Genomic DNA, 21,949 nt, shown 5'->3' on the forward strand with positions numbered 1-21,949 from the left:
CGGGTCAAGCCCGGTGATGACGGCATGTAAATCTGCGTGGCGGCGAAGTCTGAATCACTCGGCACCCGCGCCCCGGCGCAAATCGGCTTCGATCAGCAGCTTGCTGCCGCCGCCAAACCGAGAGCGGTAGACCTGCAGGTTCTCCATGATGCGCTGGACGTAGTTGCGGGTCTCGGAGAACGGAATCTGCTCGACCCAATCCACTGCGTCCACCTTGGGATCGCGGGGATCGCCGTAGCGCTCGATCCATTTGCGCACGCTGCCACGCCCGGCATTGTAGCCGGCGAAGGTCATGATGTAGGAGCCGCGATAATCTTCGATCAGGCCGCCGAGTTCAGCCGCGCCAAAGGCTGCATTGTAGGCCGGGTCGGACTTCAGCCGGTTCAGGTCGAACGTTGCGCCGTGCCGCTTGGCGACGTATTTGCCGGCGGCGGGCGTCACCTGCATCAGGCCATATGCCTGTGCGGGTGACACCACGGAGGGATTGAAGGCGCTTTCCTGCCGGGCGATGGCGAACACGATTGCCTTCTCGACCTCAGGCCCGAAATCCTTGTACGGCGGAATGCCGATCACAGGGTAGGCATAGTGATCGAACGGCATGCCGCGGTTCAGCGCGGCCTTGCCAACCAGCAGCATGCCCCGCGCATCGTTGTGACGCTGCGTCAGCTCGCAAAGCGCGAGCAAGCCATCCATGTCGGCGCGCTCACCCATGTCAGCGAGAATGGGAATGGCGATCTCGCGCTCGTCCAGTGCGTAAAGAAGCTCGACGGCGCGGACAATCTCCAGCCGCTCGCCACCGCGCGAGCGTCCGGGCACGCCATTCAGCGCGATCTGTGGCAGCCCAAGCTTCGCCCGTGCGAGTTGTCCGTAATAGCTGGTCGACTGCGCCGCAGCCGATTCATACGCTGCGCGGGCCTCCTGCGAGCGCCCGGCAGCCTCGGCGGCGCGGCCCTGCCAGTAACCGGCGCGGGCGAGCGCCGTCGGATTGACGCTGCCGACACCGATGCGCGCAAAGTGCTGGGCCGCAAGATTCGGATCGTTCAGGAACCGCAGCGCAATCCAGCCCGCGGTGAATTCCGACTCTGTCTTGTAGATGTCGCGGGCCGGCAGCGATGCATCGCGTGCGATGGCATAAGCGAGCCGAGGCTCGTTGGTGTCGAGCAGTTTGCGCGCCAGCAGACGCCGCTCGATCCACCACTCGTCTGCATTGACCAGCCGTGCCGGATCACGGGGCGCCGCCTGCATGGCGCGCGCAGCTTCCTGGAATTTGTCCTCGCGCCGGAGCCATTGCGCCTTGCTGAAAAGATACAGCGGGTCGTTGTGCAGGTCGCTTGGTATCGCATCGAGCAGGGCCTTCGCATTCGAGGCCTTTTTGTTGAGGGCGATACGCGCCTTTGCCAGCGCGATATGGCCGCTGCCGAGCCGCCTGGCGGAGCGCAACGCGGCTTCTGCGTTGTCGCCGCTATACAGAAGCATATCCATCCGGATCTTGATGTCGCCGGGCGTCAGCAGCGTGCCGAACCGCTCAAACGCGGTGTCTTCAGTGTCAGACGAGAATGGATCGCCGCGCCACGCTTCACGCACTAGCCGCTCTGCGCTTGCCCGGTCGCCGCGGGCCAGCAGCGCGCGAGCAAGCATGAAGCGGCCCTTGGCGGAGATCGGCTGCTCGCCGTTGAAGAATGCGAGGACGGTGGAATCGTCGCGTTTGTCGTCCCACAGAGCGGCTTCGCCGCGCCGCCGCAGGAACGTGACGCTTGGCCAGGTCGGATTTTCGGCAATGAAATCACGGTAACGTTCGACAGGTGCGCCGTTATCGTCGCTGCGCAGGATCATCCATTCGGAAAGCTTGCGCGCAACGGGATCGGAGAGCGACGCCTGAAGCTGCGTGGCGTCGGCCGGCTTCCGCTTGCGAACCAGTTCGATGATCTGTTCGAGCGTGTCCATGTCGGCCTTCGACGTGGACGATGTCGTGGATAGCGCCAACGCCACGGACGGCTTTCGGGGCGGAGCAGGGCGCGCGGCGAGAGCCTTCGGTGCAGGCGCGGCCGGCGTGGCTTTTGCGGAAGCCGGGGCCTTTTGCTGATCCGGTTTTGCCGGTGCGGTTTGCGGCGCCTGGCGGGAGATCGGCCGGGGCTTGGGCAGCGGAACGGCGGACGCGGCATATGAAACCAGCGCAATCGCGCCAGCGCCGAAGAGTGCAGCACTCCAGCGTAACAGCCGGGCTGATCCCGCAGATGAAGGAGCAAATGGCATCACGGGCGGCCTATGCGGCGAATCATTCAAGACCTTCGCCTTCAGGTGTAGTTCATTGAATATGTGGACAAAACACCAAATGTGTTAGAACAGGCACAATGCCGCCACACCGCGGCAAAATAGCGGCTGATACGGGGCGTTCCTGGCTCCGGGCGGTCGATATTGTCCGGGACTTTCATCGCGTTCCGGGACCCGGTATCAATCATTAATCGCAGCGTGCGAAGCGTTCGGAGACAGAGCAATGGCAACCAAGACGAATTTCAGGGGGTCCCTTACCGCCTTGGTTACGCCGTTCAAAAATGGGGCGCTGGACGAGGGCGGCCTGCGTGAGCTTGTGAACTGGCAGATCGAGCAGGGTTCACACGGTTTGGTTCCGGTGGGAACCACCGGTGAAAGCCCGACCCTCAGCCACGAAGAGCACAATCAGGTCACCGAGTGGTGTGTCGCGGAGGCGAAGGGCCGCGTGCCTGTTATCGCCGGCGCTGGCTCGAACTCGACACGGGAAGCCGTCGCTCTGGCGAAGCACGCCGAGAAGGCGGGCGCCGATGCCGTGCTGGTGGTGACCCCTTACTACAACAAGCCGACGCAGGAAGGGATGTATCATCACTTCAAGGCGGTGAACGATGCGATCGGTATTCCGATCATCATCTACAACATCCCGCCGCGTTCGGTCGTCGATCTGTCGGTCGAGACGATGACAAGACTGTTCGAGCTGAAGAACATCGCCGGCGTGAAGGACGCCACCGCCAATCTCGCGCGCGTGTCGCAGCAGCGCCACGCGATGGGCCCGGATTTCATCCAGCTCTCGGGTGAGGACATGACCGCGCTAGCCTATATGGCGGCGGGTGGTCACGGCTGCATTTCGGTTGTTGCCAACGTGGCGCCAAAGCAGTGCGCGGATTTAATGGTTGCCGTGTTGAAGGGAGACTATGCGGCCGCGCTCAAGATCCAGGACCGGCTGACACCGCTGCACGACGCGATCTTCAAGGAGCCAGGTCTTGCGGGCGCCAAGCATGGCCTCAAGCTGCTCGGCCGTGTGCAGGAAGAAGTTCGCCTGCCGCTCGTGCCGGTGACGCCGCCGACCGGCAAAGTCATCCACGACGCGATGGTCTATGCTGGATTGCTCAACTGATAATCTTGGAAAGGGAATGAGCCGATGCTCGAGGAGTTCAAGAAATTTGCCCTGAAAGGCAATGTTGTCGATCTCGCGGTCGGCGTCATCATCGGCGCGGCGTTCGGAGCCATCGTGAACTCCATGGTGGCGGACATCATCATGCCGATCATCGGCGCGGTGACCGGCGGGCTCGATTTCTCGAACTACTTCACCGGCCTGTCCAAGACGGTCACGGCAACCAACCTGGCCGACGCCAAGAAACAGGGCGCGGTGCTGGCATGGGGCAGTTTCCTCACGTTGACGCTGAACTTCATTATCGTCGCATTCGTCCTGTTTCTGGTCATCCGTCTGATGAACCAGTTGAAGGCGAAGCAGGAAGCGGCGCCCGAACCTGCGGCCATGAGCAAGGACCAGCAACTGCTGACCGAAATCCGCGATCTTCTGAAAGCGAAATAAATTACTATCTGTCACCAGCGGACATTTTGACGGGGCAAGCTCTAAGCGCCGTCAGCCGTACTGAAGGATTGCGTGTTCACGCGAGCCATATTTTTCGCGTGTATGCGCACCGAGGCACCTGATGGCCGAGAAGAAAGAACCCACGATCAAGGTCATCGCCGAGAACCGCAAGGCGCGGTTCAATTACGCCATCGAGGACACCGTCGAGGCGGGCATCGTGCTGACCGGCACCGAGGTCAAGTCGACGCGTAACGGCAAGACCACGATTGCGGAGTCCTATGCGGATTCCAAGGACGGCGAAATCTGGCTCGTCAACGCCAACATCCCGGAGTATCTGCAAGCCAACCGCTTCAATCATGAGCCGAAGCGCGACCGCAAGCTCCTGCTGCATAAGAAGCAGATCAACAAGCTGATCGGCGCGATCGAGCGCGAGGGGATGACGCTCATTCCGCTGAAGATGTATTTCAACGAGCACGGCAAGGTGAAGCTTCAACTGGCTCTCGCGAAGGGCAAGAAGCTGCACGACAAACGCGATACCGAGAAGAAGCGGGACTGGGCGCGCGAGAAGGGCCGCTTGCTGAGGGCGCGAGGTTAACGCCGAAAGGGCTAATGTTCTCGGATAACTCAGCCTCCAGGATGCAAAGGATACTGCGATGAACCAGCCGAATCTGATGGACGTGGACTGGAGCAAAATTCCGGCGCCGGTCGACGACGGCGCGGCGAAACATCTGGTCGGCATGAAAATGCCACCCGTTGTGCTGCGGGCCACCGACGGATCGCCGGTCAAGCTGGCGTCGTTGCCGGGGCGGGTGGTGCTGTTCGCCTATCCGCGCACGGGAGAACCCGGCAAGATCAGCCTCGTCGATGACTGGGACATGATCCCCGGGGCACGTGGCTGTACGCCGCAAACCTGCGCATTTCGGGATCTGTTCAAGGATCTGAGGGATGCTGGCGCGCAGCATGTATTCGGCATTTCCACCCAAGACAGCGCCTATCAGCGCGACATGGTCGAACGGCTGCACGTGCCGTTTCAGGTTCTGTCGGACAGCGATCTGGCGTTGACCCGCGCACTCAAGCTGCCGTCGATGGATGTCGCAGGACTGACGCTGATCAAGCGGCTGGCGCTGATTATCGACGACGCGACGATCACCCATGTGTTCTATCCGGTGTTTCCGCCGGACCGGAATGCGGGCGATGTGCTCGCATGGCTGCAGGCCAATCCGCGCTAACCCAGATAGTTCTGCACGCTGGCAAACACCGCCCTGAACATCTCGGGCGTTAGAACGCGGGTGTTCGTGTTGTAGCGGGAGCAATGATAGCTGTCGAACAGCCGGAGGGAGCCCACCTGATGCTGCGCGCCGTGTGCAAACGGAGCATCCGCTGCGCGAACGCCGAGCGTCCTCAGCGTTGTATCGTGCGCCACCCGACCAAGCATGACGATCGCGCGCAGGCGCGGCATCTCGTCAATGGTTGCATGGAAGAATGTACGGCAGGTCTTGATTTCAGCGGGCAGGGGTTTGTTCTGTGGCGGCACACAGCGCACGGCATTGGTGATGCGGCAATCGATCAGCGTGAGCCCGTCGTCAGGGCGAGCTTCGTACGAGCCTGTCGCAAAGCCGATGTCGATCAGTGTGCCGTAAAGCAGATCACCGGCAAAATCTCCGGTGAAAGGCCGCCCTGTGCGGTTTGCGCCCTGAAGCCCAGGCGCGAGCCCCACAATCAGAAGCTGCGCGTCGATCGGGCCGAAAGAGTAGACTGGTGCGTTGAACCAATGCGGATGCTGCGCGCGGTTCGCGTCACGATAGTCTTTCAGGCGGGGGCAGAGAGGGCAATCCGGGCCGGGTTCGTTCGATTGCCCGGAAACAGAAGAAGAAGGGCCGGCACTATTGCGCCGGCTCTCCTTGGTCTTTTCTTCAATCGTCGAATTCGTCATCGCCCCTTGGCGCCATTGAGCTGGTCGTCGCCCGCTGCAGGAATTGCGGCGTGTGCTGACGAGGTTCGCGCGGTTCGCGAGGAGCAGGGCGCTCGCTCGGATCGCGGCCAAGCTTTGCTTGTAGCTGGACCAAATCAGTAAAGACATCCGCCTGGCGGCGCAATTCGTCGGCGATCATCGGCGGTTGGCTGGCGATGGTGGAAACCACTGTTACCCGCACGCCGCGGCGCTGCACGGCCTCGACCAGCGAGCGGAAATCGCCGTCGCCCGAGAACAGCACCATCTGGTCGATGTTCTCCGCGAGCTCCATGGCGTCGACGGCGAGTTCGATGTCCATGTTGCCCTTGACCTTGCGGCGTCCGGAAGCATCGATGAATTCCTTCGTCGCCTTGGTGACGACGGTATAGCCGTTGTAATCGAGCCAATCGATCAGCGGTCGGATCGACGAGTATTCCTGATCCTCGATAATGGCAGTGTAGTAGAAGGCCCGAACGAGAGTGCCACGACTCTGAAACTCAAGGAGCAGCCGCTTATAATCTATGTCGAAACCAAGGGTCTTCGCTGTTGCGTATAGGTTTGCACCGTCAATAAACAGCGCGATCTTGTTCGTGGCAGAAGGCATCAGTTTTTACTCGCATCGTTGTTATCGCATGTATTCTTGGCGCGTATCCATCACCGCGCATTCCCATTCAATTCAGTTGTTATTCGCTAGAAGGTTTAGAGAGGATAAAGGACGCAAATATTCCGCGCGGCTGAGGCAGCTGCGCAGATTGCCGCACACCGTGATGAAGCAATGAAGCGATTTCTTGTCCATGGGACTAATTGACCCTCAGCTATGCTCTGGCGGGGCCCTTCCGGCAGCGGCGATTTACGGACCAATCCGAAAAACATGCTTGCGGAAAGGCTCTGGTCGCTATACCTAGCGCGCATAGCGACATATTCTCAGATCCAGACCCGGAGCGGCAGCCGATGGCGCGCGTCACTGTTGAAGATTGTATCGATAAGGTCGACAACCGGTTCGACCTCGTCCTGCTCGCCGCACACCGTGCGCGGATGATTTCCTCAGGGTCGCCCCTGACCATCGACCGGGATAATGACAAGAATCCAGTGGTTTCGCTACGTGAAATCGCTGATACGACCATTTCTCCCGAGGATTTGCGGGAAGAACTGGTCCATTCCCTGCAGAAGTTCGTCGAAGTGGACGAGCCGGAACCCGATACTGTGCCGCTGATCGGCTCCGCCGGCGCCTCTGTGGACGCCGACGACACCGAAGTGGCGGTCGAGCGCATGACGGAAGAAGAGCTTTTGAAGGGTCTGGAAGGCCTTGCTCCGCCTGAGGAGCAGCCCGAGGAAGACGAGTAAGTCCGTTTCGGACCGATTTTCCGGCACTATACGCTGGTTTTCTCAAAGGCCCGGGCGGATCGCTCGGGCCTTTGCATTTATTGACATTTTTAGCGTCTTCCTTGCGATTATCGGAGAACCGGCGATATTGTGAATGACGGTTCCTTTTTCAGGAATCGAAGGCGAGGCGAGCAGGCGGATGGCGATCTGGCGGCGAAATCAGCCCCAAATGCAGGCGGCGAGCGAAGCGGCCGCAGAGGCTCCGGCTGGCCCGCCGCCACTGCCGGCGAAGAAGCCCGTCCGGACCAAGATGATGCGCCAGTACGATCTGGTGGACAAGGTCCGCGCCTATAACCCGAATACCGACGAAGACCTGCTTAACCGGGCCTATGTCTACGCCATGATGGCCCATGGCGAGCAGAAGCGCGCCTCGGGCGATCCGTACTTTTCCCATCCCCTCGAGGTCGCCGCGATCCTCACCAACCTGAAGCTGGACGACGCCACAATCGTCGCGGCCCTGCTTCACGACACCATCGAAGACACCGAATCGACCCGAGCCGAGATCGACCAGATGTTCGGTTCTGAGATCGGCGCGCTGGTGGATGGGCTGACCAAGCTGAAACGGCTCGAACTGGTGTCGCGCGAGGCAAAGCAGGCCGAGAACCTGCGCAAACTGCTGCTGGCGATCGCCGACGACGTGCGCGTGTTGCTCATCAAGCTCGCCGATCGGCTGCACAACATGCGGACGCTGGAATTTGTGCCGCCGGCGTCACGTCACCGGATCGCGGAAGAGACCCTCGACATCTATGCGCCGCTCGCCGGCCGCATGGGTATGCAGGAAATGCGCGAAGAGCTGGAAGACCTGTCGTTCAAGGTGATCGATCCGGAGGCGCACGCCGTCGTGGTTCAGCGCCTCGATGCGCTTGAAGCCCGCGATCGCAACCTGATCGGCGAAATTGAAGCCCAGCTTTCCGCGAAGCTCTCGAAGAACGGCATCAACGCGTACGTCAAAGGACGGCGCAAGCAGCCGTTCTCGATCTGGGTGAAGATGGAGCGCAAGTCCGTCGGCTTCGAGCAGTTGTCCGACATCTTTGGGTTCCGCATCATCGTCAACAGCATCGCCGAGGTCTATCGCACGGTCGGGATCGTGCATACGACTTGGCCGGTGGTGCCCGGACGGTTCAAGGATTACATCTCGACGCCCAAGCAGAACGATTATCGCTCGATCCACACCACGGTGATCGGCCCCGGCAAGCAGCGCGTCGAGCTGCAAATCCGCACCGAGGAGATGGACCGGGTCAACGAGTACGGCATCGCGGCGCATGCCATCTACAAGGATGGCGTCGGCTCGCCCACAGAGCGGCTCAAGCTGGAATCGAACGCATTTGCGTGGCTGCGCCACACCGTCGAGGTGCTGTCGGAAAGCGCCAATCCGGAGGAATTCCTCGAACATACCAAGATGGAGCTGTTCCACGATCAGGTGTTCTGCTTCACGCCGAAGGGAAAGCTGATCGCGCTGCCGCGCCATGCCAACGTGATCGACTTCGCTTACGCGGTGCATACTGACGTCGGCAACAGCGCAGTCGGGTGCAAGATCAACGGCAAGTTCGCGCCGTTGTCGTCGGAATTGCAGAATGGTGACGAGGTGGAAGTCCTCACGTCGCAGGCACAGTCGGCGCCGCCGACTGCATGGGAGTCACTTGCGGTCACCGGCAAGGCCAAGGCCGCGATCCGCCGCGCCACCCGCACTGCGGTGCGCGATCAGTATGCCGGTCTCGGTCGGCGCATCGTCGAGCGCCTGTTCATGCGCGCCAAGATCGTCTACGCCGACGACAAACTGAAGGGCGCGCTTCCGCGCCTCGCGCGGGCATCCATCGACGATGTGATGGCGGCGGTGGGACGCGGCGAAATGAAGGCGTCGGATGTCGCGCGCGCGATGTATCCCGATTACAAGGAAGAGGCGCGTCTCAGCGGCAAGAAAGCCGCTGGCGCCAAGCCCAAACCATCAGGCGACGCCAAGGCGTCGAACGCGATCCCGATCCGCGGTATCAACAGCGATCTGCCGGTGAAATTCGCGCCGAACGGCGGCGCGGTGCCGGGCGACCGCATCGTCGGCATTGTGACGCCGGGTGAGGGCATCACGATTTATCCGATCCAGTCGCCGGCGTTGAAGGATTTCGAGGAAGAGCCGGAACGCTGGCTCGACGTGCGATGGGACACCGATGAAGCCGTGCCGCGGCGTTTTCCGGCGCGGCTGCACGTGCAGAACGTGAACGAGCCGGGCAGCCTTGCCCAGGTCGCATCGGTGATCGCGGAACACGATGGCAACATCGACAATATCAGCATGAGCCGCCGCTCTCCGGATTTCACAGAGCTCACCATCGATCTTGAGGTCTATGACCTGAAGCATTTGAACGGTATCATTGCTCAGCTTCGTGCCAAGGCGGTCGTCGCCAGCGTCGATCGCATCAACGGCTAATCGCATCACTCAGGTTTTCCATGCCCGCCATTCCGCCGCTGCGTCTCGGGGTCAATGTCGATCACGTTGCAACCCTGCGCAATGCGCGTGGCGGACGCGTGCCGGATCCAGTCCGTGCTGCGCTGCTTGCGATCGAAGCGGGGGCTGACGGCATCACCGCGCATTTGCGCGAGGATCGCCGTCATATCCGCGACGAGGACATGGCGCGGCTGAAAGCCGAAATCTCCAAGCCGCTGAATTTCGAGATGGCGGCGACGGCTGAGATGCTGCAGATCGCGCTGGCGACGCAGCCGCATGCGGCCTGCCTTGTGCCGGAGCGGCGCACCGAGGTCACGACAGAGGGCGGGCTGGATGTGATCGGACAGCGGGACGCGCTGGGTCCTTTCATTGCGCGATTGAACGACGCCGGCATTCGCGTCTCCTTGTTTATCGCCGCCGACCCGGCCCAGATCGAGATGGCGGCCAAACTGAAATCGCCCGTGATCGAGATTCATGTCGGTGCGTGGTGCGACGCTGTGGTCGAGGGACAGAAACAAAAAGCCGAAGCCGAATGGCAGCGCATTGTCGCTGGCGCCAAACTTGCGCAGTCCGCGGGACTCGAAGTTCACGCCGGGCATGGTCTCGATTACGTAACGGCGGAAGCCATCTCGGCACTGCCTGAGATCGTCGAACTGAACATCGGACACTTCATGATGGGTGAGGCGATCTTTGTCGGTTTGCCCCAGACCATTCGAGACATGCGGGCGGCGATGGATCGTGGCCGGAAGTCGCTCCGGGGCCATGTGAGATCATGATCATCGGCATCGGGTCGGACATCATCGACATCACGCGCATCGAGAAGGTGATCGGGCGTCACGGCGACCGGTTTATCGACCGGATTTTCACAGAGGCTGAGCGGGCCAAGGCGGAGCGGCGCTCCAAGATGCCTAAACTGATCTGGGCGACCTATGCCAAGCGGTTCGCCGCCAAGGAGGCCTGCTCGAAGGCGCTGGGCACCGGCATCCGACGCGGGGTGTGGTGGCGGGACATGGGGGTGGTCAACCTGCCCGGCGGCCGTCCGACCATGAAACTGACCGGCGGCGCACTGGCGCGGCTCGAATCCCTGCTTCCCCCGGGGCATGAGGCGCGGATTGACCTCACAATTACGGATGACTGGCCCCTGGCGCAGGCGTTCGTCATCATTTCGGCGGTCCCGGCGGCGAAAACCTGAGCCCTTTTGGACCAATGGTCGGAATCACTCAAAAATCTAAAATTCACTGAACTGTCAGACAATTAGCAAGTTTTCATGAGCCCGTTGATTGCACCCCTTGCGACAACGGTCTAAAACCCGCGCGGGTGATTTGGGCGGCGTCTTCGCCTCCGATGGGCATAAAAGGTCCAGTTCCGAGGCATGAAAAACCAGGATTCGAAAGAACAGATGAGCGTGACAACACCGGCCAAATCCGAAGGCGGCGTCGGCGAGACCGTCCGCGTCGTCATTCACGCGCTCATTATCGCGCTGGTGATCCGCACCTTCTTGTTTCAGCCCTTCAACATTCCGTCGGGATCGATGAAGGCGACACTGCTTGTCGGCGACTACCTGTTCGTCTCGAAGTATTCATACGGTTACAGCCACTATTCGATCCCGCTGTCGCCACGGCTGTTCACCGGCCGCATCTTTGGCTCCGATCCCGCGCGTGGCGATATCGTCGTGTTCCGCCTGCCGAAGGACGACACCACCGATTACATCAAGCGCGTCATCGGACTGCCGGGCGACCGCATCCAGATGAAGGAAGGGCTGCTCTACATCAACGACAAGCCGGTTGAGCGTGAACGCCTGCCGGATTTCGTCGGTGAGGATCCGTGCGGCTCGGACGCTACGGCACGCGTCAAGCAGTGGAAGGAAACGCTGCCCAACGGCGTTATCTACAAGACGCTCGATTGCGTCGATAACGGCTTCTACGACAACACCAATGTCTACACGGTGCCGCCCGGTCATTTCTTCATGATGGGCGATAACCGTGACAACTCCACCGACAGCCGAGTCCTGTCGGCTGTGGGTTATGTGCCGTCCGAGAATCTGATCGGCCGCGCGCAGATGATCTTCTTCTCCATTGCCGAAGGCGAGCAGGCCTGGCAGTTCTGGCGCTGGCCGGTCTCGGTTCGCTGGAATCGCATTTTCTCCATCGTGCGATGAGCGGCGACCCCGCAATCGTCAAAATGCCTCCGAGTACGGACGACGCCGCGAGTGCCGGTGCCGTAGAGACCAAGCCTGCGAAGAAAAAGGCGCGCAGGCCGAGCGCGAAGGCTGCCGCAAAAATTATCGAGGAGCGCATCGGGCACACGTTCGCCGATCCTGCGCTGCTGGCGACCGCTTTTACTCATGTCTCGGCACTGAAGTCCGTTCGCCGCGGCGACAGCTATCAGCGGCTGGAGTTCCTCGGCGATCACGTCCTGGGTCTGATCGTCTCGGACATGCTCTATCGGGCGTTCCCGAAAGCGGACGAAGGCGAGTTGTCGAAGCGTCTCGCCGACCTGGTTCGCCGCGAAGCCTGCGCCGATGTTGCCAAGTCGCTCGGGCTGGATGAAGCCATCAAGCTCGGATCGGTGGGCGCTGGCGCCGGGGCACGGTTGCGGAATTCGGTACTGGGGGATATCTGCGAAGCTGTGATCGGCGCCGTGTTCCTCGATGGCGGCTATGCGGCGGCGGCTCAATTCGTCGAGCGCAACTGGACCGAACGGATGCGTAAACCGGTTCGCCCGCTGCGCGATCCGAAAACGATTTTGCAGGAATGGGCGCAGGGCAAGGGATTGCCGACGCCGGTTTATCGCGAGGTCGAACGGACCGGACCGCACCACGATCCGCAGTTTCGCGTGGCGGTGGAATTGCCGGGACTGATCCCGGCAGAAGGTATTGGCGGCAGCAAGCGCGCGGCCGAGAAGCTGGCGGCGACGGCGTTGCTGAAGCGGGAAGGCGTAACGGGCGGCAACGATGCCTGACGAGTTGCAAGAGAATTCATCGCAAGAGACGCGCTGCGGCTTTGTCGCGCTGATCGGCGCGCCGAACGTCGGCAAGTCGACGCTGGTCAATGCGCTGGTCGGATCGAAGGTCACCATCGTCTCGAAGAAGGTGCAGACGACGCGTGCGCTCATCCGCGGCATCGTGATCGAAGACAACGCGCAGATCATTCTCGTCGATACGCCGGGCATCTTCGCGCCGAAGCGCCGGCTTGACCGCGCCATGGTGTCGACGGCATGGAGCGGCGCGCATGATGCCGATCTGGTGTGCGTACTGCTGGACGCCCGCGCCGGTATTGACGACGAGGCTGACGTGATCCTGACCAAACTGTCGGCGGTCAATCACCCGAAAATTCTGGTGCTGAACAAGATTGATCTGGTGCCGCGAGAAAAACTTCTTGCGCTGGCGCAGCAGGCCAACGAACGCCTCCAGTTCACGCAGACCTTCATGGTCTCCGCTTTGTCGGGCGATGGCGTTGACGATTTGCGCCGCGCTCTGGCCCGGGACGTGCCGCCGGGTCCGTTCCACTATCCTGAAGACCAGATGTCGGACGCGCCGCTCCGGCACCTCGCGGCGGAAATCACCCGCGAGAAAATCTACCGTCATCTGCATCAGGAACTGCCGTATCAGTCGACCGTGGAGACGGATTCCTGGCAGGATCGCAAGGACAAGTCGGTGCGGATCGAGCAGACGATCTATGTGGAGCGCGACAGCCAGCGCAAGATCGTGCTCGGCAAGGGCGGAGCGACGATCAAGGCGATCGGTGCGGATTCGCGCAAGGAGATCGCGGAAATCGTCGGTCAGCCGGTGCATTTGTTTCTGTTCGTGAAGGTGCGCGACGGATGGGGTGATGATCCGGAGCGTTATCGCGAGATGGGGCTGGAGTTTCCCAAGGAATGATGACCGGACCCGACGTCAAGGTGCCGACGAACATCTTTTACTTCGAAGTGCTGCTGTATCTGTCGCTGCTCATCGATGTGCTGTCGGCCGCCCTTCTGGACCGGATGCCTGACGATGTCACCGAGTCGACGAAGCTGGCCGTCAATTTCATTGCGGTCATGATGACGCTCGGATTTGTCCAGCTCGTCTGGCTCACAGCGCACCGGCGCAAGCGTTGGGCACGGACAATTCTGGTCGTGGCGCTGATGCTGTCGGTTGCGTCCATTGTCACGACGATGGGCGAAACCGGACTGCAATTCGGCACGTTCGTGGACATCATTTCGACAGCGCTGACGGCGCTGGGATTGTCGTTTTCATTCACCGGCGATGCGAAGGACTGGTTCCAGCAGCCGGAATAAGCGCGTGCGGTCTGCCGCCATGTTGCTGCGGATGAGGCCAGAATCCTGTAAGCTTCAGCTATGGAATGGACTGACGAAGGCATCGTTCTGGGCGTGCGGCGACATGGTGAATCCAGCGCCATCGTCGAACTGCTGACGCGCAGCCATGGCCGTCATCTGGGGCTGGTGCGCGGCGGCGCCGGCTCGCGAATGCGCCCGCTGCTTCAGCCCGGCAATACGGTGAGCGCGGTCTGGCGTGCGCGGCTCGACGAGCATCTCGGATATTACGCGATCGAAGGCACGCGGCTGCGCGCGGCGACGATGTTCGGATCGCCGCATGCGGTCTACGGGGTGACGCATATGGCGTCGCTGGTGCGGCTGCTGCCCGAGCGGGACCCGCACGAAGATATCTACGAGATGCTGGAAGCCATCCTCAACGATTTCGACGATGCGGGCATGGCGGGCGTTCAACTGGTGAAGTTCGAACTGGCGATGCTGACCGAGCTTGGCTTCGGCCTTGACCTGTCGTCCTGCGCCGCGAGCGGCACGGTGAACGATCTGGTTTATGTCTCGCCGAAGTCGGGCGCGGCGGTTTCCCGGCAGGCGGGCGAGCCGTGGCGCGACAGGCTGTTGCGGTTGCCGCCGTTCCTGCGCGAGAGCGATGACGGGGCCAACGGCTGGTCGGGTCAGGACATCGAGGACGGCTTCCGGCTGACCGGACTGTTCCTGCTGCGCAATGTGCTGGAGCCGCGCGGGCAGGGCCATTCGGACGCGCGGGACGGCTTTATCGCCGCGGTGATACGGCCGCGCGCGAGGGCCGTTGCAGAATAGACAAACGGGCCGGATTGCTCCTGGCCCGTTTGCTGCTCATCGACAAATCGAAAATCAATAATAGCGATAGTAACGCGCACGCGGACGATAATATCCGCCGTAGCCGTAACCGTAGTAGGGGCGCGGGGCGTAATAGCGCGGGGCGGTCCGATAGCAGGTGCGCACCCAGGCATAGCCATTCCAGACCGGGTTGCAGACCACCGCGACGGTTTCAGCCTGCCCGGTAGCAATCCCGGCCAGACCGCCGGCAAGCGGCATGGCCTCGGCCCGGCTTCCGGCCAACAAACCGGCGCCGATGAGCGCCAACGCGGCCACTGCCGCCAAAACAAAACGACGCATTCCAGTTCCCTCCGGGGTCTGTTCCCGGCTCGCCTGTTCGGTTGACCGGTTGATCAGGACGGCCCGGGCAGACCCATACCCAGACCTATCCGCATGATGTAGCAGGGCAAATTATGGCGGAACAATTACGAACAGGTGATGTCCGCCTAATTCATTTGTTGTTCAATTTGCCCGGGGACGTTAACCCCTTGCCATGGGCAAAAGACTGATTCCACCGGAGCCAATGGATGTTCAGGAGGTCGCACTCCGCGAGGCGCTCGAAGAGCGCTATCTCGCCTATGCGCTTTCGACCATCATGCATCGTGCGCTGCCGGACGCACGCGACGGCCTGAAGCCGGTTCATCGCCGCATCCTGTACGGCATGCGGCTGCTGAGGCTCGACCCCGGCACGCCGTTCAAGAAATCCGCCAAGATCGTCGGCGACGTGATGGGCTCGTTCCATCCGCACGGCGACCAGTCGATCTACGACGCGCTGGTGCGCCTCGCGCAGGATTTCTCGTCGCGTTATCCGCTGGTCGACGGGCAGGGCAACTTCGGCAACATCGACGGCGATAATCCGGCCGCCTATCGCTACACCGAAGCGCGCATGACGGAAGTCGCGCGGCTGCTGCTCGAAGGCATCGATGAGGACGCGGTCGAATTCCGCCCCAACTACGACGGCCAGTCGAAAGAGCCGTTCGTGCTGCCGGGCGCGTTTCCAAATCTTCTCGCCAATGGCGCGCAGGGCATCGCGGTCGGCATGGCGACCTCGATCCCGCCGCACAACGCAGCGGAACTCTGTGACGCTGCGCTGCATCTGATTGACAAGCCGAACACCAAATCGCGCGGCCTTCTGAAATATGTGAAGGGCCCGGATTTCCCGACTGGCGGCATCGTGGTCGATTCCCACGAAAGCATCGCCGAAGCCTATACGACCGGGCGCGGTTCGTTCCGCGTGCGCGCGAAGTGGGCCCAGGAAGAGGGCGCGCGCGGCACCTGGAACATCGTCGTTACCGAAATTCCGTGGCTGGTGCAGAAGTCGCGGCTGATCGAACGTATCGCCGAACTGCTGAACGAAAAGAAACTGCTGCTGGTCGGCGACATTCGCGACGAGTCGGCGGAAGACGTGCGCATCGTCATCGAGCCGAAGTCGCGTAACGTCGATCCTGAAGTGCTGATGGAAACGCTGTTCAAGCAGACCGAGCTTGAAAGCAAGATTCCGCTGAACCTCAACGTGCTGGTGAAGGGCCGTATTCCGAAGGTGCTCGGCCTCGCTGAATGCCTGCGCGAATGGCTCGACCATCTGCGCGATGTTCTGATCCGTCGTTCGAATTACCGCAAGAACCAGATCGAGCATCGCCTCGAGGTGCTGGGCGGTTACCTGATCGCCTATCTGAACCTCGACAAGGTGATCAAGATCATCCGCACCGAGGACGAACCGAAGCCGGTGCTGATCAAGACCTTCAAGCTCACCGATCTTCAGGCCGACTCCATTCTCAACATGCGTCTGCGCAACTTGCGCAAGCTTGAGGAAATGGAAATCCGAGGCGAGGACAAGGATCTTCGCAACGAGTTGAAGGGCATCAAGGGCGTTCTGGCTTCCGAGGAAGAGCAGTGGAAGAAGGTCGCCGAAGGCGTCAAGAAGGTGCGCGACACCTTCGGACCCAAGACGCCGCTCGGCAAGCGCCGCACACAGTTTGCTGATGCGCCGGAGCATGATCTCGCCGCTATCGAGGAAGCGCTGATTGAGCGCGAGCCGATCACGGTGGTCGTGTCCGACAAGGGCTGGGTCCGAACGCTGAAGGGCCATGTCGAGGACCTGTCGAACCTCGCATTCAAGACCGACGACAGTCTGGGCTTTGCGTTCTTCGCGGAAAGCACGTCGAAGCTGACGCTGTTTGCCAGCAATGGCCGCTTCTACACGCTCGACGCGCAGAAGTTGCCGGGCGGGCGTGGCCACGGCGATCCGATCCGCATGACCATCGACATGGAAGGCGATGCCGACATCATTTCGATGTTCGTGCAGAAGAGCGGCCGGAAGTTCCTCGTGGCAAGCAGCGACGGGCAGGGCTTTGTCGTCAACGAGGACGATTGCGTCGCCAACACCCGCAAGGGCAAGCAGATTCTCAATGTCTCCGCGCCGAACCGGGCTGCCGCCATCGCCACGGTAGCGGGGGATACGGTTGCCGTGATCGGACAGAACCACAAGATGGTGGTCTTCCCGCTGGAGCAGGTGCCGGAAATGGCGCGTGGCCGCGGCGTGCGTCTGCAGCGCTACAAGGAGAAAGGGCTTTCCGACATCATGACGTTCACTGCGAAGGACGGCATGACGTGGAAGGATACCGCCGGCCGCGAGCAGGGCATGTCCTGGAAGGATCTCACGGACTGGCGCGGCAACCGTGCGGACGCGGGTCGCCTCGCCAATGGTTTCCCGAAGTCGAACAAGTTCGGCAAGGTGATCGACTGAGGTTAAAGCGCCGGCCAGTCACGCCGGCGCTTTAGTGATCGCGGCTTGCTCCCTTTGACGGCGAAGCTACATTACCGGCCACGTCCAATGAGCCGGTGAGCAAATGGTCCGCTACAATGAAATCCGCGATGGCGAAGTTGCCGTCGATCCACCGCCGCCGACCGACGCCGGTCTTGTTTTTATTGGCCGCATTCACACGCCCTGGATCGATAGGTTGAAGACGCCGCGTCAGGGCCGTCACGATGGACCGGTGTGCAGAATCGAGATTTTCGAGCCGTGGGTGCCTGCGCTCAAAGGGCTCGACCGGTTCACTCAGGTGGAAGTGATCTACTGGCTGCATCAGTCGCGCCGCGATCTGATCCTGCAGAGTCCAGCAGGCGATACCAACACACACGGCACGTTCTCGCTGCGGTCGCCGGTGCGTCCCAATCCGCTCGGCACGTCCGTCGCCAGGCTCGTCGGGATCGAAGGCAACATGGTTTTGGTGCGCGGACTTGACTGTCTCGACGGCACGCCGCTGGTCGATCTCAAGCCGGATCGCTGCCAGTTCACGCCCATCGCTCCGCCGCAGCCGGGCGATTTTGAGGCCGGCGGTTGAGGCGACAGCGGACGTGAGGCAACCGTCCGAACGGCAAAAGCCATCGAGACGCTCGGTGGATATCGATAAATTTATAACGATCGTTTGTGAGTCTTTTCACCATCGCGCCGCGATGCGCATGCGCTCAAATCGCGCCTACACCCGGTCTTAATTCTTCGAGGCTTTCCGTTACGGGAGGCGCGGCAAATGCGGCCTGCGAGAAGACGCGCCATCGATACTTATCAAAGGATTTTGACCATGAAGTACAGACACTTCATTGCCATTGCATTTGTCACCCTGTTAACCGCGTGTACGAACGGCGGCACCGTGTATCAAGTCCCGGTTGAAGAAGCGCGTCGCATCCTCGTCGCGACTAAATTCCCGCCCTATCTTTTCGGCAACATGACTCCGGATTGGTACATCAACGGTGCGGTCAATTCGGAGGTCGTCTTGATTGCCCGTAAGGATGGCAAGGAAGTCGTCCGGTATGTTGCGTCCTTGAAGCAGGAGAGTCAGGGATCGACCCGCGTGAGCGGGGAACTAAAGGAGACGAGCGCTCCTGCCGGCAAGACAGAGAAGAAGCCGACTGACAACCCTGCGCTCAAAAATCTGTACCTCGTTGCGATAAACGAGCGGATTGCCTCGGCGCTCGAGCGCCGTCCGTTTGATATGGGGCGGGTTCGTCCTGCTCTGACTGCTGCAGCTATCGGCAACATGGGCGCCATCAGAGCATCCGCGGATGAAGCCGCAGCAGCGTCCGAGCGTCTTGAGCGCGGCAGACGATAAGGTGCAAGTGCGCGGACGGGACTGTCTCGACCGCGCGCTGTGGATGTTCTGGTGTCCTAGCCGGTGACGGCGATGGCCTCGATCTCGATCAGCCATTCCGGCGCGGCAAGAGCCGACACGCCGACAAGTGTGCTGGCCGGCGGCGGCATGTTCGCGAAAAACGGCGTTCGCGCCTTTGCGATGATTGCGCGGTGTTCGGGCCGGTAGTTGACGACATAGGTCGTGATTTTCACCACATCCGAGAACGCCGCATTGGCCGCGGCGAGGGCGAGGCCGATGTTCTTCATCACCTGCGTTGTCTGCGCGGAAAGATCTCCGGCACCGACAAGCGCGCCGTGTTCATCCAGCGCGACCTGACCGGAGATGTAGATCGTGCGCGCCCCTGACGCCACGACGACTTGAGAATAGGCCGGGTTCTGGAAAAGTCCTGTCGGGTGCGGGTGTTCGAGTTTTGCCATGGGTCGTTGCCTCCATTTTCTTGCGCATCTTCTTACAGGACAGGATTGATGCCCGGATGTCATTTCGTGCTGGGTCAAGATTTGCTGTTGCAAATCACTTGCAACTGGGGGTGCCGCTGTGCATATTGGCGGTATGGACGCACGATCTCCGTCAATGCCGCCTGACCAGGCCGCCAACCCGCCTGTGCCGGGGGGGTGGCGTACGGCGCGTGGCGAGCCGTCGCTTGCGGACATGTTCGGTTCCATCCGCGTCGTCAAAGGCAGCTCGTTTTGGCGCAAACTCGCGGCTTTCCTTGGGCCTGGCTATCTCGTTGCCGTCGGCTATATGGACCCCGGCAACTGGGCGACTTCGCTCGCGGGCGGTTCCAAGTTTGGTTACGCACTGCTCGCCGTCGCGCTGATTTCCAACATCATGGCCATCGTACTGCAGGCGCTGTGCGCGCGGCTCGGCGTCGGCTCGGGTCGTGACCTCGCGCAGGCTTGCCGCGACGCCTATCCAAAGTGGGTGTCCTGGCCCCTGTGGTTGCTTGCGGAGATCGCCATCAGCGCGACCGATCTTGCGGAGATCATCGGCACCGCCATCGGTCTCAATCTGCTGTTCGGCATTCCGCTCGAGATCGGCGTGTTGATTACGGCGGCCGACGTGTTCCTCATTCTGGCGTTGCAGGCGATCGGCTTCCGCTGGATTGAAGCGTTCGTGGTGGCGCTGCTCGGCGTTATCGCGGCATGCTTCGCGGTGCAGATTGCGATGGCCGATCCCGACTGGGGCCAGGTGATCCGTGGCTTCGCGCCGACGGTCGACATCGTCGCCAATCGCGACATGCTTTATCTCGCACTCGGCATCCTCGGTGCGACGGTGATGCCGCACAATCTCTACCTGCATTCCGGTCTGGTGCAGACGCGTGGCTATGGGGACACCGTGCCGGAAAAGAAGGAAGCGATTACGCTCGCGACCATCGATTCCACCATCGCGCTTTGTCTTGCGCTGCTGATCAACGCGTCGATCCTCATTCTCGCGGCGGCAACCTTCCACAAGGCTGGCAAGACGGATGTCGCCGAACTCGATCAGGCTCATGCGTTCCTGTCGCCGCTGCTGGGCTCAACGCTGGCGCCGACGCTGTTCGGCATCGCGCTGCTCTGTTGCGGATTGAATTCGACGGTAACGGCGACGTTGTCCGGCCAGATCGTGATGGAAGGATTTATCAACATCAAGATTGCGCCGTGGATGCGGCGTCTGGTGACACGCGCGATTGCCATCGTGCCGGCGGCGATCGTGACGATCTGGTACGGCGAAAAGGGCACCGCACAGCTGCTTATTCTCAGTCAGGTCGTGCTGAGCCTGCAATTGCCGTTCGCCATTGTACCGCTGGTGATGTTCACGGCGAGCAAGGCGAAGATGGGGACGTTCGTCGCTCCGCGATGGCTGTCGTTCATCGCGGCGATCATTGCGGCGGTCGTGATCACGCTCAATGTGAAGCTGCTGATCGATTTCGTGATCGGCTAACGCGCTTACTTGTCTTTTGAATTCTGGTCGAAGCGTTCGCGCGCGGATTGGATCTGCGGCAGGTGATCGAACGCCCATGAGCCCAGGTGCTGCACGGGCGCCTTGAGCGAATGACCAAGTTCGGTCAGTTCGTAGTCGACCCGCGGCGGGATGGTCGGGTAGATCGTTCGCGTGACGAGGCCGTCGCGTTCGAGGCCCCGAAGCGTCAGCGTCAGCATCCGCTGCGAGATGCCGCCTACCATGCGCTTGATCTCGTTGAACCGGCGCGGGCCGTCGCCGAGCAGCATGATGACCAGTACGCTCCATTTGTCCCCGATGCGCGAGAGAATAGACCCGACGGCCTGGCAGTCGCCGGGCAGATGCCGTGCGGGCGGGGCGGTTACATCGGTGTGTGCGGGTTGCATGGATGTGCTCAAGTTCAAAAAATGTGCCGTCTTGCGGTGTTTAGCAGGGGTCACCATTAGTGTCCAGGTATCAATCTGATACTAGAGCTAAAGGGGAACCTATGAAACTGCTCCATATCGACGCCAGCATCCTTGGCGGCAACTCAGTCTCGCGGCAGCTCTCGGCAGCGGCCGTCGAGCGTCTGCGCAAGACCACTCCGGACCTCGACATGACGTATCGCGATATCAGCGCGACCCCGCTGTCCCACCTGACTGGCGAGCATCTCGCAGCGGCTCACGGCGCGACACCGGAAACACCTGCGGTGCGTGAGGACATCGCGGCAAGCGCTGCTGCGCTCGACGAATTTCTCGCCGCCGACATCGTTGTGGTCGGAGCACCGATGTACAACTTCACCATTCCGAGCCAGCTCAAGGCCTGGATCGATCGCATCCTCGTTGCCGGAAAGACCTTCAAGTATTCGGAGAAGGGTGTTGAGGGGCTTGCGGGCAACAAGCGCGTGATCGTGACCATCTCGCGTGGCGGCTTCTATGGTGCCGATACGCCGGCTGCGGCGGGCGAACACCTCGAAACTTACCTGCGCTGGGTATTCGGCTTCATCGGCGTCAAGGACCTTGAAATCATCGCTGCGGACGGCGTTCAGGTCGGTCCCGATCAGCGCGAGAAGGCGCTTGTGGGCGCGCTTGCGGCGGCCGGTGCGTTGCCTGCTGTATCGGGGCAGCGGGCTGCTTGAGCGGTCTCCCGTCATGCTCGGC

General features: G+C 61.3%; 24 protein-coding genes. 18 read left to right on the forward strand and 6 right to left on the reverse strand.

Annotation, left to right across the window (positions count from 1 at the left end):
* Positions 1-54: 54 nt before the first annotated feature.
* A complete protein-coding gene (locus I554_RS0104530; protein ID WP_024575147.1) occupies positions 55-2,253 on the reverse strand; it encodes a lytic transglycosylase domain-containing protein in 2,199 nt (732 codons plus the stop codon).
* Positions 2,254-2,494: 241 nt separating this feature from the next.
* Here I554_RS0104530 and dapA point away from each other — a divergent pair, with 241 nt between their 5' ends.
* The 4 genes from dapA (at position 2,495) to I554_RS0104550 (ending at position 5,052) form a co-directional block, all read left to right on the forward strand.
* Positions 2,495-3,385: a 4-hydroxy-tetrahydrodipicolinate synthase gene (gene dapA / locus I554_RS0104535; RefSeq protein WP_024575148.1), complete on the forward strand. Its 891-nt coding sequence runs from the start codon at positions 2,495-2,497 to the stop codon at positions 3,383-3,385.
* A gap of 24 nt (positions 3,386-3,409) precedes the next feature.
* Positions 3,410-3,823 carry a large conductance mechanosensitive channel protein MscL gene (gene mscL / locus I554_RS0104540; RefSeq protein WP_024575149.1) on the forward strand — a complete coding sequence of 138 codons (414 nt, stop codon included), beginning with the start codon at positions 3,410-3,412 and terminating at the stop codon, positions 3,821-3,823.
* Between the two features lie 121 nt (positions 3,824-3,944).
* The gene (gene smpB, locus I554_RS0104545; RefSeq protein ID WP_024575150.1) at positions 3,945-4,418 is read left to right on the forward strand and encodes an SsrA-binding protein SmpB; all 474 of its coding nucleotides are present in this window, start codon (positions 3,945-3,947) and stop codon (positions 4,416-4,418) included.
* Between the two features lie 58 nt (positions 4,419-4,476).
* Complete coding sequence (locus I554_RS0104550; RefSeq protein WP_024575151.1) at positions 4,477-5,052, forward strand: peroxiredoxin; 576 nt, start codon at positions 4,477-4,479, stop codon at positions 5,050-5,052.
* On the opposite strand, the gene I554_RS0104555 is transcribed toward I554_RS0104550, so the two are convergent.
* Both I554_RS0104555 and I554_RS0104560 read right to left on the reverse strand, forming a co-directional pair.
* Complete coding sequence (locus tag I554_RS0104555; protein WP_024575152.1) at positions 5,049-5,756, reverse strand: uracil-DNA glycosylase; 708 nt, start codon at positions 5,754-5,756, stop codon at positions 5,049-5,051. The genes I554_RS0104550 and I554_RS0104555 overlap by 4 nt on opposite strands.
* Positions 5,737-6,378: an NYN domain-containing protein gene (locus tag I554_RS0104560; RefSeq protein WP_006020887.1), complete on the reverse strand. Its 642-nt coding sequence runs from the start codon at positions 6,376-6,378 to the stop codon at positions 5,737-5,739. Before I554_RS0104560 ends, I554_RS0104555 begins: the two co-directional genes overlap by 20 nt.
* 347 nt (positions 6,379-6,725) lie before the next feature.
* Between I554_RS0104560 and rpoZ the strand changes: the two genes are divergently transcribed.
* From rpoZ to recO, 9 genes are all read left to right on the forward strand, one after another.
* Entirely contained in the window at positions 6,726-7,118 is a 393-nt protein-coding gene (rpoZ, locus tag I554_RS0104565; RefSeq protein WP_006020886.1) for a DNA-directed RNA polymerase subunit omega, read from the forward strand.
* A 178-nt stretch (positions 7,119-7,296) separates the two neighbouring features.
* Positions 7,297-9,576, forward strand: a complete 2,280-nt coding sequence (locus I554_RS0104570) for a bifunctional (p)ppGpp synthetase/guanosine-3',5'-bis(diphosphate) 3'-pyrophosphohydrolase (RefSeq protein WP_024575154.1) — start codon at positions 7,297-7,299, stop codon at positions 9,574-9,576.
* A gap of 20 nt (positions 9,577-9,596) precedes the next feature.
* On the forward strand, positions 9,597-10,370 hold the full coding sequence (locus I554_RS0104575; RefSeq protein WP_024575155.1) for a pyridoxine 5'-phosphate synthase: 774 nt from the start codon (positions 9,597-9,599) through the stop codon (positions 10,368-10,370).
* Positions 10,367-10,786: a holo-ACP synthase gene (acpS, locus tag I554_RS0104580; protein WP_024575156.1), complete on the forward strand. Its 420-nt coding sequence runs from the start codon at positions 10,367-10,369 to the stop codon at positions 10,784-10,786. The genes I554_RS0104575 and acpS overlap by 4 nt, the downstream gene beginning before the upstream one ends.
* A gap of 207 nt (positions 10,787-10,993) precedes the next feature.
* Positions 10,994-11,752, forward strand: a complete 759-nt coding sequence (gene lepB / locus I554_RS0104585) for a signal peptidase I (protein WP_024575157.1) — start codon at positions 10,994-10,996, stop codon at positions 11,750-11,752.
* 23 nt (positions 11,753-11,775) lie between these two features.
* Positions 11,776-12,555, forward strand: a complete 780-nt coding sequence (gene rnc, locus I554_RS0104590) for a ribonuclease III (protein ID WP_244432711.1) — start codon at positions 11,776-11,778, stop codon at positions 12,553-12,555.
* Positions 12,548-13,474, forward strand: a complete 927-nt coding sequence (gene era, locus I554_RS0104595) for a GTPase Era (RefSeq protein WP_024575159.1) — start codon at positions 12,548-12,550, stop codon at positions 13,472-13,474. The genes rnc and era overlap by 8 nt, the downstream gene beginning before the upstream one ends.
* Positions 13,471-13,872 carry a hypothetical protein gene (locus I554_RS0104600; RefSeq protein WP_024575160.1) on the forward strand — a complete coding sequence of 134 codons (402 nt, stop codon included), beginning with the start codon at positions 13,471-13,473 and terminating at the stop codon, positions 13,870-13,872. Before era ends, I554_RS0104600 begins: the two co-directional genes overlap by 4 nt.
* A gap of 60 nt (positions 13,873-13,932) precedes the next feature.
* Positions 13,933-14,682: a DNA repair protein RecO gene (gene recO / locus I554_RS0104605; RefSeq protein WP_024575161.1), complete on the forward strand. Its 750-nt coding sequence runs from the start codon at positions 13,933-13,935 to the stop codon at positions 14,680-14,682.
* A 54-nt stretch (positions 14,683-14,736) separates the two neighbouring features.
* Here recO and I554_RS0104610 read toward each other — a convergent pair whose 3' ends face one another.
* Positions 14,737-15,021, reverse strand: coding sequence for a hypothetical protein (locus I554_RS0104610; protein ID WP_024575162.1), 285 nt, complete (start codon positions 15,019-15,021; stop codon positions 14,737-14,739).
* 193 nt (positions 15,022-15,214) lie between these two features.
* On the opposite strand from I554_RS0104610, the gene parC reads away from it, so the two are divergent.
* The 3 genes from parC to I554_RS0104625 all read left to right on the forward strand — a co-directional run bounded on the left by parC (position 15,215) and on the right by I554_RS0104625 (position 18,830).
* Positions 15,215-17,467, forward strand: a complete 2,253-nt coding sequence (gene parC, locus I554_RS0104615) for a DNA topoisomerase IV subunit A (protein ID WP_024575163.1) — start codon at positions 15,215-15,217, stop codon at positions 17,465-17,467.
* A 103-nt stretch (positions 17,468-17,570) separates the two neighbouring features.
* Positions 17,571-18,065 carry a tRNA (N6-threonylcarbamoyladenosine(37)-N6)-methyltransferase TrmO gene (tsaA, locus tag I554_RS0104620; protein ID WP_024575164.1) on the forward strand — a complete coding sequence of 165 codons (495 nt, stop codon included), beginning with the start codon at positions 17,571-17,573 and terminating at the stop codon, positions 18,063-18,065.
* Between the two features lie 237 nt (positions 18,066-18,302).
* Positions 18,303-18,830: a hypothetical protein gene (locus I554_RS0104625; RefSeq protein WP_024578219.1), complete on the forward strand. Its 528-nt coding sequence runs from the start codon at positions 18,303-18,305 to the stop codon at positions 18,828-18,830.
* 56 nt (positions 18,831-18,886) lie between these two features.
* Here I554_RS0104625 and I554_RS0104630 read toward each other — a convergent pair whose 3' ends face one another.
* Entirely contained in the window at positions 18,887-19,288 is a 402-nt protein-coding gene (locus tag I554_RS0104630) for a RidA family protein (RefSeq protein ID WP_024575166.1), read from the reverse strand.
* A gap of 154 nt (positions 19,289-19,442) precedes the next feature.
* Between I554_RS0104630 and I554_RS0104635 the strand changes: the two genes are divergently transcribed.
* A complete protein-coding gene (locus I554_RS0104635; RefSeq protein ID WP_024575167.1) occupies positions 19,443-20,792 on the forward strand; it encodes an Nramp family divalent metal transporter in 1,350 nt (449 codons plus the stop codon).
* A 5-nt stretch (positions 20,793-20,797) separates the two neighbouring features.
* Here I554_RS0104635 and I554_RS0104640 read toward each other — a convergent pair whose 3' ends face one another.
* Complete coding sequence (locus I554_RS0104640) at positions 20,798-21,196, reverse strand: helix-turn-helix domain-containing protein (protein ID WP_024575168.1); 399 nt, start codon at positions 21,194-21,196, stop codon at positions 20,798-20,800.
* Between the two features lie 101 nt (positions 21,197-21,297).
* Here I554_RS0104640 and I554_RS0104645 point away from each other — a divergent pair, with 101 nt between their 5' ends.
* On the forward strand, positions 21,298-21,927 hold the full coding sequence (locus I554_RS0104645) for an NAD(P)H-dependent oxidoreductase (RefSeq protein WP_024575169.1): 630 nt from the start codon (positions 21,298-21,300) through the stop codon (positions 21,925-21,927).
* The last annotated feature ends 22 nt before the right edge of the window (positions 21,928-21,949 follow it).

This window comes from Afipia sp. OHSU_II-C1 (genome assembly GCF_000497575.1).
Classification (GTDB): Bacteria; Pseudomonadota; Alphaproteobacteria; order Rhizobiales; family Xanthobacteraceae; genus Afipia.